This window comes from Mycobacterium asiaticum (genome assembly GCF_001673365.1).
GTDB classification, from domain to species: domain Bacteria; phylum Actinomycetota; class Actinomycetes; order Mycobacteriales; family Mycobacteriaceae; genus Mycobacterium; species Mycobacterium asiaticum_A.
Window position 1 is genome coordinate 74202 of the sequence record NZ_LZLS01000097.1, and the last position, 13214, is coordinate 87415.

Annotated in this window: 12 protein-coding genes; 6 read left to right on the forward strand and 6 right to left on the reverse strand. The window is 64.6% G+C overall.

What is annotated here, in order from left to right:
* The first annotated feature begins 138 nt into the window (after positions 1-138).
* Positions 139-2115 (forward strand): PE domain-containing protein, encoded by a 1977-nt coding sequence (locus tag A5634_RS10835; RefSeq protein ID WP_081290348.1) that lies wholly within the window; start codon positions 139-141, stop codon positions 2113-2115.
* 24 nt (positions 2116-2139) lie between these two features.
* Here the strand turns inward: A5634_RS10835 and A5634_RS10840 are convergent, their stop codons facing one another.
* The 3 genes from A5634_RS10840 to A5634_RS10850 all read right to left on the reverse strand — a co-directional run bounded on the left by A5634_RS10840 (position 2140) and on the right by A5634_RS10850 (position 4707).
* Positions 2140-2652: a DUF3145 domain-containing protein gene (locus A5634_RS10840; RefSeq protein WP_065144042.1), complete on the reverse strand. Its 513-nt coding sequence runs from the start codon at positions 2650-2652 to the stop codon at positions 2140-2142.
* A gap of 115 nt (positions 2653-2767) precedes the next feature.
* Positions 2768-3592, reverse strand: coding sequence for a serine hydrolase domain-containing protein (locus A5634_RS10845; RefSeq protein ID WP_065144102.1), 825 nt, complete (start codon positions 3590-3592; stop codon positions 2768-2770).
* A 44-nt stretch (positions 3593-3636) separates the two neighbouring features.
* Positions 3637-4707 carry a class I SAM-dependent methyltransferase gene (locus A5634_RS10850; protein ID WP_065144103.1) on the reverse strand — a complete coding sequence of 357 codons (1071 nt, stop codon included), beginning with the start codon at positions 4705-4707 and terminating at the stop codon, positions 3637-3639.
* Positions 4708-4738: 31 nt separating this feature from the next.
* On the opposite strand from A5634_RS10850, the gene A5634_RS10855 reads away from it, so the two are divergent.
* Positions 4739-5824, forward strand: a complete 1086-nt coding sequence (locus A5634_RS10855) for an S-(hydroxymethyl)mycothiol dehydrogenase (protein ID WP_065144043.1) — start codon at positions 4739-4741, stop codon at positions 5822-5824.
* The gene (locus tag A5634_RS10860) at positions 5824-6447 is read left to right on the forward strand and encodes an MBL fold metallo-hydrolase (protein WP_065144044.1); all 624 of its coding nucleotides are present in this window, start codon (positions 5824-5826) and stop codon (positions 6445-6447) included. The genes A5634_RS10855 and A5634_RS10860 overlap by 1 nt, the downstream gene beginning before the upstream one ends.
* A 27-nt stretch (positions 6448-6474) precedes the next feature.
* Here A5634_RS10860 and A5634_RS10865 read toward each other — a convergent pair whose 3' ends face one another.
* The gene (locus A5634_RS10865; protein ID WP_253861545.1) at positions 6475-7056 is read right to left on the reverse strand and encodes an SHOCT domain-containing protein; all 582 of its coding nucleotides are present in this window, start codon (positions 7054-7056) and stop codon (positions 6475-6477) included.
* A gap of 114 nt (positions 7057-7170) precedes the next feature.
* Between A5634_RS10865 and A5634_RS10870 the strand changes: the two genes are divergently transcribed.
* The 3 genes from A5634_RS10870 to A5634_RS29345 all read left to right on the forward strand — a co-directional run bounded on the left by A5634_RS10870 (position 7171) and on the right by A5634_RS29345 (position 10000).
* A complete protein-coding gene (locus A5634_RS10870) occupies positions 7171-8118 on the forward strand; it encodes an SDR family oxidoreductase (RefSeq protein WP_065144045.1) in 948 nt (315 codons plus the stop codon).
* A 61-nt stretch (positions 8119-8179) separates the two neighbouring features.
* Positions 8180-9241: an SAM-dependent methyltransferase gene (locus A5634_RS10875; protein WP_065144046.1), complete on the forward strand. Its 1062-nt coding sequence runs from the start codon at positions 8180-8182 to the stop codon at positions 9239-9241.
* A 78-nt stretch (positions 9242-9319) separates the two neighbouring features.
* Positions 9320-10000 (forward strand): hypothetical protein, encoded by a 681-nt coding sequence (locus A5634_RS29345; RefSeq protein WP_065144047.1) that lies wholly within the window; start codon positions 9320-9322, stop codon positions 9998-10000.
* Positions 10001-10009: 9 nt separating this feature from the next.
* Here the strand turns inward: A5634_RS29345 and A5634_RS10885 are convergent, their stop codons facing one another.
* Together A5634_RS10885 and A5634_RS10890 are read right to left on the reverse strand one after the other, a co-directional pair.
* The gene (locus tag A5634_RS10885; protein WP_065144048.1) at positions 10010-11956 is read right to left on the reverse strand and encodes an Hsp70 family protein; all 1947 of its coding nucleotides are present in this window, start codon (positions 11954-11956) and stop codon (positions 10010-10012) included.
* A 122-nt stretch (positions 11957-12078) separates the two neighbouring features.
* Positions 12079-13107, reverse strand: coding sequence for an NAD(P)H-dependent amine dehydrogenase family protein (locus A5634_RS10890; protein WP_065144104.1), 1029 nt, complete (start codon positions 13105-13107; stop codon positions 12079-12081).
* Positions 13108-13214 lie beyond the last annotated feature (107 nt).

Sequence of the window (13214 nt, forward strand, 5' to 3'; positions counted from 1 at the left end):
GACCCCGGTTGCGGCGAGCCGAGAGTTGCGGTTCGTTTGAGCCTCCGATGAATTTCGCGCAATTTCTCGAAATTATGCAATCATGAGCCGCGTCGCATCTTCCGATGGTCAACATGTCTCGCGGGTGAGAGGACCAGGATTTTGTATCTATTCGCCGCACCGGACCTCATTACGACAGCAGCGGCAAATGCGGCCGGTATCGGCTCCTCGATCGGGGCGGCGAACCTGGCGGCGTTGGCGCCGACCAGCGCGCTAACGGCCGCTGCCGCGGACGAAATATCTGCGGGGATCGCATCGCTGTTTTCCGGTCACGCGTTGGAATACCAGAAGTTCAGTGCGCAGGTAGCGGCGTCGTACGAGCAATTTGTGCGGGCATTGAACGCCGCCAGTGGTGCGTATGCGGCCGCGGAAGCGGCCAGCGCCGGACCGTTGCAGCCCGTGCTCGACGTAATCAATGCGCCGACGAACTTCCTACTGGGACGGCCACTGATCGGCGACGGCGCAAACGGCGTGGCCGGCACCGGGCAGGCGGGAAGAGACGGCGGAATCCTTTGGGGCAACGGCGGTACGGGTGGATCGGGCGGACCCGGCCAGGCAGGTGGCCGCGGCGGCAACGCCGGGTTGATCGGTAACGGCGGCACCGGCGGCACCGGGGGGCTTCGTGGCGGCGTCGGCGGCGCCGGGGGCACGGGCGGTTTGCTGCTGGGAAACGGCGGGGCCGGCGGCACCGGAGGGCTCGGCGGCATCGTCTTCGGCACCGGGGCCACCATCCCCGGCGGTTCCGGCGGAGTCGGCGGCAGCGGATCTTTCTTGTTCGGGATGAATGGCGCGACCGGTCAAGCCGGGATGACCTCCTCGGTTCCGTTCGCGACGCTTGCGGAGGCCATTCAATACGCCATGGCCACACCGGATGCGAATGTCCTGGTTATCGGCACGGATGGCACCAATCTGAGCAGAATCCTGGCCGACCCACTCGGCACCCCGAACTTCCACGCACTGATGACGCGAAGCGTCACCTCGGCATCGACGATCGTCGGGCACACCACTATCTCCAACCCCTCGTGGACGACCATCCAGACCGGCGTGTGGGGCGAGACGACCGGGGTGATCAACAACGTCTTCACGCCGTGGACATACGACGACTGGCCGACCATGTACAACGTTCTTGAGAACGCCTACGGCGACCAGGTCAACACCACCGTCATCGCTGACTGGAACGTCATCACCAACATTGCTGCAGCGGGATCCAACCCCGCTGACAATATCCATTTCATCTCACAGGTCCCGGGCGACACAGACTGGATAGCGACGTCAAATCTGGTTGCTGACAAGGCAATCGGCGCGATTGGACTCGCCGATCCGACCAAGAGCAACCTGATCTTCTCGTACTTCACGGGTCCCGACGTCAACGCACATGCCTATGGCGGTGATTCGCCGCAATACGCGGCGGCGCTTCGTAACATGGACGCCAACCTCGGTTCCCACACCGTTGGCGGCGGTGGACTGTTGGGTGCGGTAGCCCAGTGGGAGGCCAACAACCTCGGCGAGGAGTTTTCCATCCTCGTAGTCACCGACCATGGCCAAGTAGGACCCGCCCAGTTGGGCGGCATCACGCACGGCTTCCAATCACCCCTTGAGACAGCTTCTTTCGTAATTTTCGACCAGGCCTTCGACAATTCCCGCGATGGGTTCATCAACAACTCATGGCAGATCGTCAGTACCACGCCAACTGTCTTGGATCAGTTCTACCTTCCGCAAATGCCGTACTTGCAAGGCGCGCCTCTTACCAGCCCGGTTTTCGATGGCACCTATGTGAATCCAGGCGGCAACCTGTTTAGTGTGCTTAGCGCCGACTTCGCCGCACAGGGCTATCCCGATATCGCGACCAATGTGACGCTGACGGCGCGCACGCTCGCGTCCTCAGCGCCCTACCTGGTATACGAGCCGATTCACAACTTCGTGCATGCAATGCCGAGTTTCTTGCAACTACCGGTCTCTTGGGTCGGCGCCGGCATCTACCAAACTCTGAACATCCCCGCGCAGATGTTTGTCCGATTCACCGGCGTAACGGGCAACGAAATCATCCCGCCGATACTCAACCCATTCCTCAGCTGATTTCGCCGAGCAGACGCTAGTTACCTAGCCCACTCCCCTGCTCAACCAGGTCACCTCGCCGGCGTCGCCGCCGTCGCGATAGACCTCAAGCGCCTCATCCCAAGCGGTGCCCAACACCGAATCCAACTCCGCGGCAAGGGTATCGGCACCCTGAGCCATCAACGACCGTAGCCGCATCTCCCCCACCATGATGTCGCCGTTGGCGCTCATTGCCCCGGTCCACAACCCAAGTTGCGGAGTATGGCTGAACCGGTGGCCGTCCACACCGGGACTAGGATCTTCGGTGACCTCGAACCGCAGCACCGACCAGGAGCGCAGCGCGTTCGCCAACCGGGCGCCGGTCCCGACGGGGCCCACCCAGTTTGTGACTGCGCGCAACTGCCCCGGCATGGCGGGCTGCGGAGTCCACACCAAATTCGCCTTCGACCCCAGGGTCGACGACAACGCCCACTCGACATGCGGGCACACCGCCGCGGGCGAGGCGTGGATGTACACCACACCGGCCGTCACGTCGGCAAACTGATTCGACGCACGCATCTTTTTGCTCCTTCGGTTCCACGAGGGACGTCTTCCCCAACGACCTGGTGAATCCGATTGAGCAATTTCTCATGTGTCTTGCGTGTCTATTGTGCCCTGTGATGCCTGTGTTGCGCTAGTGTGCATTTTCCTCATCGAGCACGGCGTCCGAAAGCGCCGGCCACAACTTCAGCGCCCACTCCCCGAAATCACGGTCGGTCAACACCACCAAAGCCAACTCCGCAGCGGGATCCACCCAGATGAAACCGCCCGACTGGCCGAAATGACCGAAGGTGCGGGCCGAATTTCCCGCACCGGTCCAGTGCGGGGATTTTGAATCCCTGAGTTCGAACCCCAACCCCCAATCGTTGGGCCGCTGGACGCCGTACCCCGGCAGCACCCCGTCGAGGCCGGGAAACTGAACGCTCACCGCGTCGGCGTGCATTTGCGGCGATACCGTCGACGGACGCAGCAGGTCACCGGCGAACAGCGCCAGGTCGGCAACTGTGGAAGTCGCGCCAAAGCCAGCCTCCGCGGCGCCGCCGTCCAGCCGGGTCGTTGTCATGCCCAACGGCTCGCACACGGCCTCGCTCAGGTAACGGCCGAACTCGATCTCTGACTCGCGCTCAATGGTTTCGGCCAGCACGGTGAACCCATAGTTCGAGTACATTCGGCGGGTGCCCGGCCGGGCCAGTACATCATCAGAGTGCATGGCAAATCCCGACACGTGGGCCAGCAGGTGCCGGATCGTCGAACCGGGCGGGCCGGCCTCGGTGTCGAGGTCGACGACGCCTTCCTCGACGGCGATCTGCGCGGCACGGGCCACGATCGGCTTGGTGACCGATGCCAGCGCGAACACGTGCCCGGTGTCACCGTGGGTAGCCAGCACCCCAGTCGGGCCGACGAGGACAGCGGCCGCATGCGGAACGGGCCAGTCGTCCAGCGCTTGCAGGGCGCTCATTTTCTGGCTTGTTTTCTGGCTCACTTTCTGGCTCATTTTCTGGCTTATTTTCTGGCGATGTAGAAGTAGTTGAACGGGTCCGATTCGATCTCGGCCACTTCGACGTTGTCGAACCCGGCGTCGGCCAGCATCGAGGTGGCCAGCTGCCGTCCCCACACCGCGCCCAGGCCTGCGCCATCCAGCGCCAGCGAGACGGTCATGCAGTGCATCAGCGAAGTCGCGTAGAGGTAGGTGGCCATCGGACGTCCCATGTTTTCCTCCAGCCGGCTCGACGCCTTGACGTCGGCCATCAGCAGGACACCGCCGGGCCGCAGCGCGCAGTAGATGTTCTCCAACACTCGGGCCGGATGGGCTTGATCGTGGATGCTGTCGAAGGCGGTGACAACGTCGTAGGCGTCGACCTTCGCCAGCTGGGTCAGGTCGTGGCTCTCGAATAGCGAGTTAGTCAAACCGAGTCGGGCCGCCTCCGCTTTGCCGACGGCAATACCTTCCTCGGAGAAGTCGATGCCGGTGAACCGGCTGGCCGGAAACGCTTTGGCCATCAAATTGCTGGCGTGGCCACTGCCGCAGCCGACGTCGGCCACCTCCGCCCCGGCGCGCAGCTGCTCGACGAGCCCGTCCACGACCGGCAGGACCACCTCGACCAACGCGTTGTCGAACACCATCCCACTGAGCTGGGCCATCAACGCGTGGAAGCGCGGATATTCGCTATAAGGCAGTCCGCCGCCGGCCCGGAAGCAGCCGATGATCTTCTGCTCGACCTCGCTGAGCAACGGAACGAATTGGGCCACGGTGGCCAGGTTGTTGGCTCCTGCCGCGCGCGTGAGCACACCCGCGCGATGGGCCGGCAATGCGTACGTCGCGGTCGCGGCGTCATAGTCGACGACGTGCCCAGTCACCATGCCGCCCAACCATTCCCGGACATAACGCTCGTTGAGACCCGCTGCTTCGGCGATCTGCGTACTAGTCGACGGCGGCAGCCCAGCCATCGTCTCCAGTAGGCCGGTCTGATGTCCGACGCTCACCAGGATCGCCAACGCGCCGCCGTTGATCGCGGCGACCATCCGCTCGCTGAACGCCTCCGTCGTCTCCAAGGTGGTCTCGGGTGCCGTCATGTTCACGGACGCTACACCGTAGGTTGAAGCCATGAGTCAGACAGTGCGAGGCGTGATTTCACGCAGCAAGGGTCAACCCGTCGAGTTGGTCGACATCGTCATCCCCGACCCCGGGCCGGGCGAAGCGGTCGTCGACATCATCGCCTGCGGCGTTTGCCACACCGACCTCACCTACCGCGAGGGCGGCATCAACGACGAGTACCCGTTCCTGCTCGGTCACGAGGCCGCGGGCACGGTCGAGGCGGTTGGGCCTGGCGTCACCGCCGTCGCGCCGGGCGACTTCGTGATCCTGAACTGGCGCGCCGTGTGCGGCCAGTGCCGGGCCTGCAAGCGCGGCCGGCCACATCTTTGCTTCGACACGTTCAACGCCGAACAGAAGATGACGCTGACCGACGGCACCGAACTCACCCCCGCGCTGGGCATCGGAGCCTTCGCCGACAAGACGCTGGTCGCCGCCGGCCAGTGCACGAAGGTCAACCCCGAGGCCGATCCCGCTGTCGCCGGACTGCTCGGCTGCGGGGTGATGGCCGGCATCGGCGCGGCGATCAACACCGGTGGCGTGACTCGTGACGACACCGTCGCGGTGATCGGCTGCGGCGGCGTCGGTGACGCCGCGATCGCGGGCGCCGCCCTGGTGGGAGCGCGGAAGATCATCGCCGTCGACACCGACAACACCAAGCTGGAGTGGGCACGCAAGTTCGGCGCCACCGATACCGTCAACGCACGCGAAAAAGATGTCGTCGAGACCATCCAGGACCTCACCGAGGGCTTCGGCGCCAATGTCGTCATCGACGCCGTCGGCCGTCCCGAGACCTGGAAGCAGGCGTTCTACGCGCGCGACCTGGCCGGAACCGTGGTCCTGGTCGGTGTCCCGACGCCCGACATGCGTCTCGAAATGCCGCTGGTGGACTTCTTCTCCCACGGCGGCGCGCTGAAGTCGTCGTGGTACGGCGACTGCCTGCCCGAGCGCGACTTCCCCACCCTTATCGATCTGTACCTGCAGGGCCGGCTGCCGCTGGAGGAGTTTGTCTCGGAGCGAATCGGGCTAGACGGCATCGAGGAGGCTTTTCACAAGATGCATGAAGGCACGGTATTGCGTTCGGTAGTGGTGCTCTAATGGTCGCGATCGACCGGGTGGTCACCCACGGCACCTTCGAACTAGACGGCGGCAGTTGGGAAGTCGATAACAACATCTGGCTGGTTGGCGACAACTCCAACGTGGTGGTGTTCGACGCCGCCCACGACGCCGCACCGATCATCGAGGCCGTCGCAGGTCGGCATGTGGTGGCGGTGGTGTGCACGCACGGCCACAACGATCACGTGACGGTCGCTCCCCAACTCGGCGACGAGCTCGACGCGCCGGTCCTCCTGCACCCAGCCGATGAAGTGCTGTGGCAAATGACCCACCCGGACAAAGAGTTTCGCGCGATCGGCGACGGTGAAACGGTTCGGGTTGGCGGCACGGAGTTACGGGCTATTCATACTCCTGGCCATTCCCCGGGCTCGGTGTGCTGGTACATCCACGACATGGGCGTGGTGTTCAGTGGCGACACGTTGTTCTCCGGCGGGCCTGGCGCGACCGGTCGCTCCTATTCCGATTTCCCGACGATTCTGGAGTCGATCTCGGAGCGGTTGGGCAAGCTGCCCGGCGAGACCGTTGTGCACACCGGCCACGGCGACAGTACGACGATTGGCGAGGAGATCGTGCATTACGAGGAATGGGTAGCCCGCGGGCATTAGTCCGTTCGCCGCGAGCGTCGCTCGCGCTCAGAAGCCGAAGTAGGGCTGGCCAACAGCCGGCACCGGGCGACGCCGGACGCGCGCGAGCCACATGATCGACAGCGCCAGGTCGACGAGTCCGACAACGAACAACGCGACGAACACCCAGACCAGATAGCCGTATGAGCTCTGGTGACCAAAAGCCAATCGCGGATTGATGTATCCACCGACCTGGCCGTCGGTCTGAACGTTATAGCTACCCGCGGCCGGCACCCGAACATTCCACACTCGCACGTGGGCATCGTTATTGATTGTCGTTGTGCTGCCGATGCTTTCGGTTACTTCTGGCTGAGGGCCGCCGTCGGGTGCGGTAATCGAGAGACGCAGCGGCGGCACCGGCAGGCCCCCGCCGTTAGTACCGCCGATGACCAGGACATGCAGGCTGACGGTGGCCTCCCCGGCGGGCAGGTCCACTACGCCGGTGCCCGGGATGGGAACCTCGCCGTACGCGTTGTATTTGTCCAGGAAAAACGCATTGAGCACCAACGTGATGATGAAACCGGCCACCGCTACCACCAGCATCACGATGGCCAGGGTCAGCGACAGCTTGGCGACGCGTCTGCTGTTCATTGACGCAGTGTGTCATGGGGAAACCCGAGATCGATAGGGCGGCGAGCGGTAACCACCGGCGACAGGAGACACTGGTTTCGACAGCGAACCGATGAACCGGGAAGGGTGTCTCACATGGCCAATGATCTCGTCGCCACGGTGCCCGATCTGTCCGGCAAGCTGGCCGTCGTCACCGGATCCAACAGCGGCCTGGGGCTCGGCGTGGCTAGGCGGCTCTCGGCGGCGGGCGCCGACGTGGTGATGGCCGTCCGCAACCGGGCCAAGGGTGAGGCGGCCATCGAAGAGATCCGCAAATCGGTGCCCGACGCCAAATTGTCCATCAAGTCGCTGGACTTGTCGTCGCTGGCATCCGTCGCCGCCTTGGGCGAGCAACTCAACGCCGACGGCCGTCCGATCGACGTCCTGGTCAACAACGCCGGCGTCATGACGCCGCCGGAACGTGACACCACCTCCGATGGCTTCGAATTACAGTTCGGCAGCAACCATCTCGGCCACTTCGCGTTGACCGGGCATGTGCTGCCGCTGCTGCGCGCGGCCCAGCGCGCGCGGGTGGTCTCGCTGAGCAGCATCGCCGCGCGGCGTGGGCGCATCCACTTCGACGACCTGCAGTTCGAAAAGTCCTATGCGGCGATGACGGCGTACGGCCAGTCGAAGCTGGCGGTCTTGATGTTCGCCCGGGAACTGAACCGGCGCAGCCGCCAGTCCGGCTGGGGCATCGTGTCCAATGCCGCGCACCCGGGTCTGACCAAGACCAATCTGCAGATCAGCGGCCCGTCGCACGGCCGCGAGAAGCCGTCGCTGATGCAGCGGTTTTATACGACATCATGGCGGTTCACTCCGTTTCTTTGGCAGGAAATCGACGAGGGCATCCTGCCCGTTCTTTACGCGGCGGTGACGCCACAAGCCGAAGGTGGTGCGTTCTACGGCCCGCGGGGCTTCTACGAGGCCGCCGGCGGCGGCGTGGCGACGGCGAAGATTCCCACTCGTGCCGCCAATGATGCTGACTGCAAACAACTTTGGGAAATCTCCGAACGGCTCACCGGTGTCAGCTATTCCGCCTAGATCAACCGGGCGACCCGAAATCCGGCTGCCCGAATCCTCCGTCGTGGTCCGACCCGAGCCGATGGAGTCGGCGACCTACACGCAATCGTCGCGCCTGCAAGCCGCCGGATTGCTGCCTGCGATAACGCTATTCGAGCAGGCGGCCGAGCAGGTGCCGTTGCCTAAAGCGCCCCAACCGGTTGTCATCGCCGACTACGGAGCCGCCACCGGGCACAATTCACTCAAGCCGATGTGCGCCGCGATCCAGGTATTGCGTGGCCGTACGAGGCACGACCACGCGATCCTGGTGACGCACACCGACGTACCTGACAACGACTTCACCAGCCTGTTCCACACCCTGGCCGATGACCCGGATAGTTATGTGCACCACGACGCGGCCAGTTTTCCGTCATCGATCGGCCGATCGTTTTACCAACAGATCTTGCCGACCAGCACCGTCAATCTGGGCTGGACGTCGTGGGCGATTCAGTGGCTGAGCCGAGTACCCGAAGACGCCCCGGAAATCGCCGATCACGTACAAGCCGCCTATACCGACAATCTCGAAGCTCGCCGAGCCTACGAGCAGCAGGCGGCCATTGACTGGAATAACTTCGTCGCCTTCCGCGGTCGCGAGATGTGTCCCGGCGCGCGATTGGTGGTGCTGACCATGGCTCTCGACGAGGACAACGAATTCGGCTACCGACCGTTGAACGAGGCGCTCATGGCGGCGCTGCACCAACTCGTCGGAGATCACCTGATCAGCATCGACGAGTTGCGGCGCATGGTGATTCCGGTGATTGCGCGCAGCGAGAAAGACTTTCGCGCGCCCTTCGCACCGCGGGGATGGTTCGAGGGGCTCACCATCGAACACCTGGAAATCTTCAACGCCGAGGACCGATTCTGGGCCAGATACCAATCGGACTCGGACGCAGAGGCTTTCGGCGCGCAGTGGGCCGCCTTCGCCCGGGCCGCCCTGTTTCCGACGCTGCGGGCGGGTCTCGACGGTGGAATCGACGATCCGCGCGGGGTTGAATTCGTGCAGCAACTCGAGGCCGCCGTCGCCGACCTGCTGGCCCGCGCGCCCGAGCCGATGCGCATTCCACTTGCGTCAATTGTCCTGGTCAAGCGCCCTTCGAGATTGTGAAAGTTTTGGCGACGCCGCGCAGTGGGTAATCCGGGTGCAGGGTCGGTCGCAAACGGCAAACAATAAGGGGCGAGCAACATGGGCGCGCACGACGACGAATCGGCGGATAAGGACAAGGACTCCGGTGGAGTGGACACCGCCCAAGAGCCCAAGGACGACGAAAAGAAAAGCGAGCCCAAGGACGACGAGCAGAAGAGCGACGGCCCGGCGAACGCGACCGAGAAGCCAGAACCGGACGAGGACCACAAAGAAGAAGCCAAGAAGATGATGACGGCCTACGAGGACCGTCCAACTCTGGTGCTGCCTGGGTCCGGAAAGACCATCACCGGCACGGCCGTCAACGACTGGATCGACGACGAAGGTAACCCCAAGTACGCCGACGACGAAGACGCGCCCGCCGCCAAGGCGAAGAAAGAGTCCGGGGACGAGTCGCGCGACGAATCCGAGAACGAGTCGCGCGACAACGAAGGGCCGAGAGCCGATTCGGAGGAGAACCAGCGCGAGGAACCGTCCGAGAAGGCGTCCGCTGATGCCGATGCCGGCAGCGAAGAGAGCGGAACAGGCTCCACCAAGAACGAGAGCGAACGGGCCGCGGCTGCCGACGAGAATGCCGGAGACCGCGATAAGTCCCAAGAAGAACTGAACGAAGAAGCCGAAGAACGCGTCAAAGATACTTTCGACGACGATAAGGCTTTCAACGAGGCAGTTATCGAGGAAACCAAGAAGGACCGCGAAGAGCGGGAAACCGTCGACAAATAGCTGACCGGGTCAGCCTCGCGGAAACTGAACCAGCCCAGGCACATTCACGCCCACGCCCGGTATTCCGGGCACACCCGGAATATGGGGAATTTCTGGTACCGCCGGCGGGTTCGGGTTGGCCGGACTCGGCACTTGGGGTATCTGCGGTGCCTGCGGGACGGGCGGCTGCGTGGTGGGCGGGGCCTGAACGGTCGGTGGCGGCTGCGTGGTGGGCGGAGCCGGAGGTTGCGTAGTGGGCGGAGGCTGAGTGGTCGCCGGCGGCGCTTCGGTCGTAGGCGGGCTCGGAGGTTGCGTGGGAGCCGGCGGGACCTGGGATGTCGGCGCTGGCTCGGCAGTCGGCGAGGGCGGTTCAGGGCTCGCACTTGCCGGCCCGGTGGGAGGCGGTGATTCGACCGTCCCTGGAGCCGGAGTGGAAGGCGGCGCGGACCCGCTCGGGGTAACCGGTGACGTGTTGACCCCCGGGGATTTCGTGTCCGGTTCGTTGTGCGAGGTCAGCCCGATCGCGATTGCGGTGCCAACCAGCACCACCGCCACCACCGTGCTGATGAGGATTACCGCCGGCAGCCGATACCACGGGATCGGTGACGCCTTACGTTCCGGTTCCGCACGGGCTTCCCGCTCGAATTTCATCTGCGGCCGCGCTCCGGTGTATCCCGAACCACCCTGCTCAGAATCGGACGACGCGACTGGAATGGCCCGGGATTCGTTAGCAGCCTCGGACCAAGCCAGGGCGGGCCGCATCGCCGAGACCGGAGCGTCGGCCCCAGGGTCGGCCCCAGGGTCGGCCCCAGGGTCGGCCCCAGCGTCGGCTGGAACGTCGGTGTAGTCCTGGTAGTCGTGCTCGGCGTCCACCGCCGCGGCCGGCGCGACCGCGGGTGCGGCCGGAGTCAACACGGTCGCGCTGGTGTCGGCGGGTCCCCGCGCGGCGCGCAGCGCGGCGCCGATGGCCGGGGTCAAGTGCGGGCGCGGGGTCGTGATCACCGGCACCCCGAAGTGCCCGGACAGCGTCGTCGTCACCGCCGGGATGCTGGCGCCGCCGCCCACCGTGACTATCGCGGCCAGTTCATGAATCCCGTTGCGCCCCAACGATTGTTCCAATACCCGGACGACCCCGTCCAACGAGCCGCGAATGGTCTGCTCAAGTTCGGTACGGGTCAGGCGGATGTCGCCGCGGGTACCGGCCGCCGCCTCCGGCAGGTTGGTAACCGTGGTCGCCGAGAGCCGTTCCTTGGCGTTACGGCAGGCGGTCCGCAACTTGGTAAGCGAGCCGATGGCCGCGGTGCCCGACGGATCGAAGGCACCCGTTGCCGGCATTTCCGACATCACGTAGGTCAACAGCGACTGGTCAATCATGTCGCCGGAGAAGTCGTGATGGCGCACGGTCGGACCGATCGGCTGATAGTCGCCGTTGGCGTCGACCAGGGTGATGCTGGTTCCGCTGCCCCCGAAATCGCAGAGCGCGACGATTCCGCGTGCCGGTATGCCCGGGTTGGCCCGCGTGGCAAACAGCGCCGCCGCCGCATCAGGAATCAGTGACAGCGGTTTGGCCTGGCGGGACCACTCCGAAACCCGGCTTACTGCGCCACCCAGTGCATCGACTGCCGTCGCCGTCCAGTGGGACGGATAGGTCACCGCGACATTGTCTGGCAACGCGCGCCCACCGCAGGCCGCGTAGGCCAGCGCCCGCAGCCCGTCGGCCACCAGCGCTTCGCTGCGGTGCATGGACCCGTCGGCTGCCACGATGCCGACCCGGTCGCCAACCCGGTCCACGAAATCGTTGATCACCAGGCCGGGCTCGTCCAACCTGGCGTTCTCCGACGGCACCCCGACCTCGGGTGGGCGCTGCCGGTACAGGGTCAGGACGGGTTTGCGGGTAATGGCGCGGTCGGCAGTGACGGCGCCCAGATTGGTGGCACCGATCGACAGGCCCAGCGCGGGTCTAACTCCGTCTGCCATCTGGTCCAATCCCCATGCTTTGCCCGCCTGTCCCCCAAAGCTAACCGCAATTTTTTCGCTAAAAGCTATAGCCAATCTTGGCGTCGGCTATGCGCCAGCTGTATGCCCCCCATCTTCGCTGGTCAGCGGATAGTACCCGCGCCGGGGATCAACGGCAGGTCCAGTGCGGTAACCCACCCGGGCGATAGCTCGTTGACCGCCGGGACGGCGTTGAGGGCGCGCATGCCGGTCGCCAGGCAGCCGGCGGTTGCCGCGTCGCGGCCCGAACCGTCGGTGAACCGGAACGCCGTCTCCTGGAAGATGCTCGGCGTCCCCTCGATGTCGACCCGGTACACGTCGTTGTCGTGGCCAGTCGGCCAGTCGGGTGCGGCGTCTGCTCCGATGCGGTTGACGTGCTCGAGCTGGATGCGCGTCTCGCCTTGGTAGAGCCCGTTGATGGTGAATCGGACGGCGGCGACGTTGCCGGCCTTGATGACTCCCTTGGCGGACTTGCGGTCAGTGGGGGTTACCCACTTGTCCCAAGTGGTGGTCATCTCGTCGAGCATGATGCCGGCGGCGTGGGCGATCATCGGGATGGTGGCGCCCCACGCGAAGATCAGGACATCGCGGTTTTCCAGCATCGGGCTGTACCCGGGTTCGCGACCGATGCCCATCTCGCGTTCGTAGTCACCCTCGTAGTTGGTGTAGTCCAGCAGTTCGGAGGCGCGAACCTTGCGCACCTCCGAGCACAAGCCCATCAGCGTCATCGGGAACAGGTCGTTGGCGAATCCGGGGTCGATGCCGGTGGTGAAGCAGGACGCCTCCCCCAGCTCGCACGCCTCGGTTATCGGTGTGATCCAGTTCGGTGGGTTCTGCGGCATAGTCGGCCAGATCCAGGGCGTCATCGCCGTCGAACACACGTCGATGCCGGCCCGTAAAAAGCGCGTCATCAGCAAGATGTTGTCCTTAGCGTGCATCGCCGTCGGACCGTAGTGCACCAGTGCGTCGGGCTTGAGCGCGATCAGCGCGTCGACATCGTCGGTGGCGGCGAGGCCGACCTGCTCTGGGAGCCCACAGATTTCGCCGACGTCACGACCCACCTTGGCCGGATTGCTGACGCCTACGCCCACCAACTCAAAAAGCGGATGCTTGATGATCTCCGGGATCACCATCCGCCCCACAAAACCGGTGCCCCACACCACGACCTTTTTGGGGACTCTCTTGGGACTACCCGCTCAACGCCTGTTTGCGCCATCAGCACCTCCGCTCGCCCGGTTCC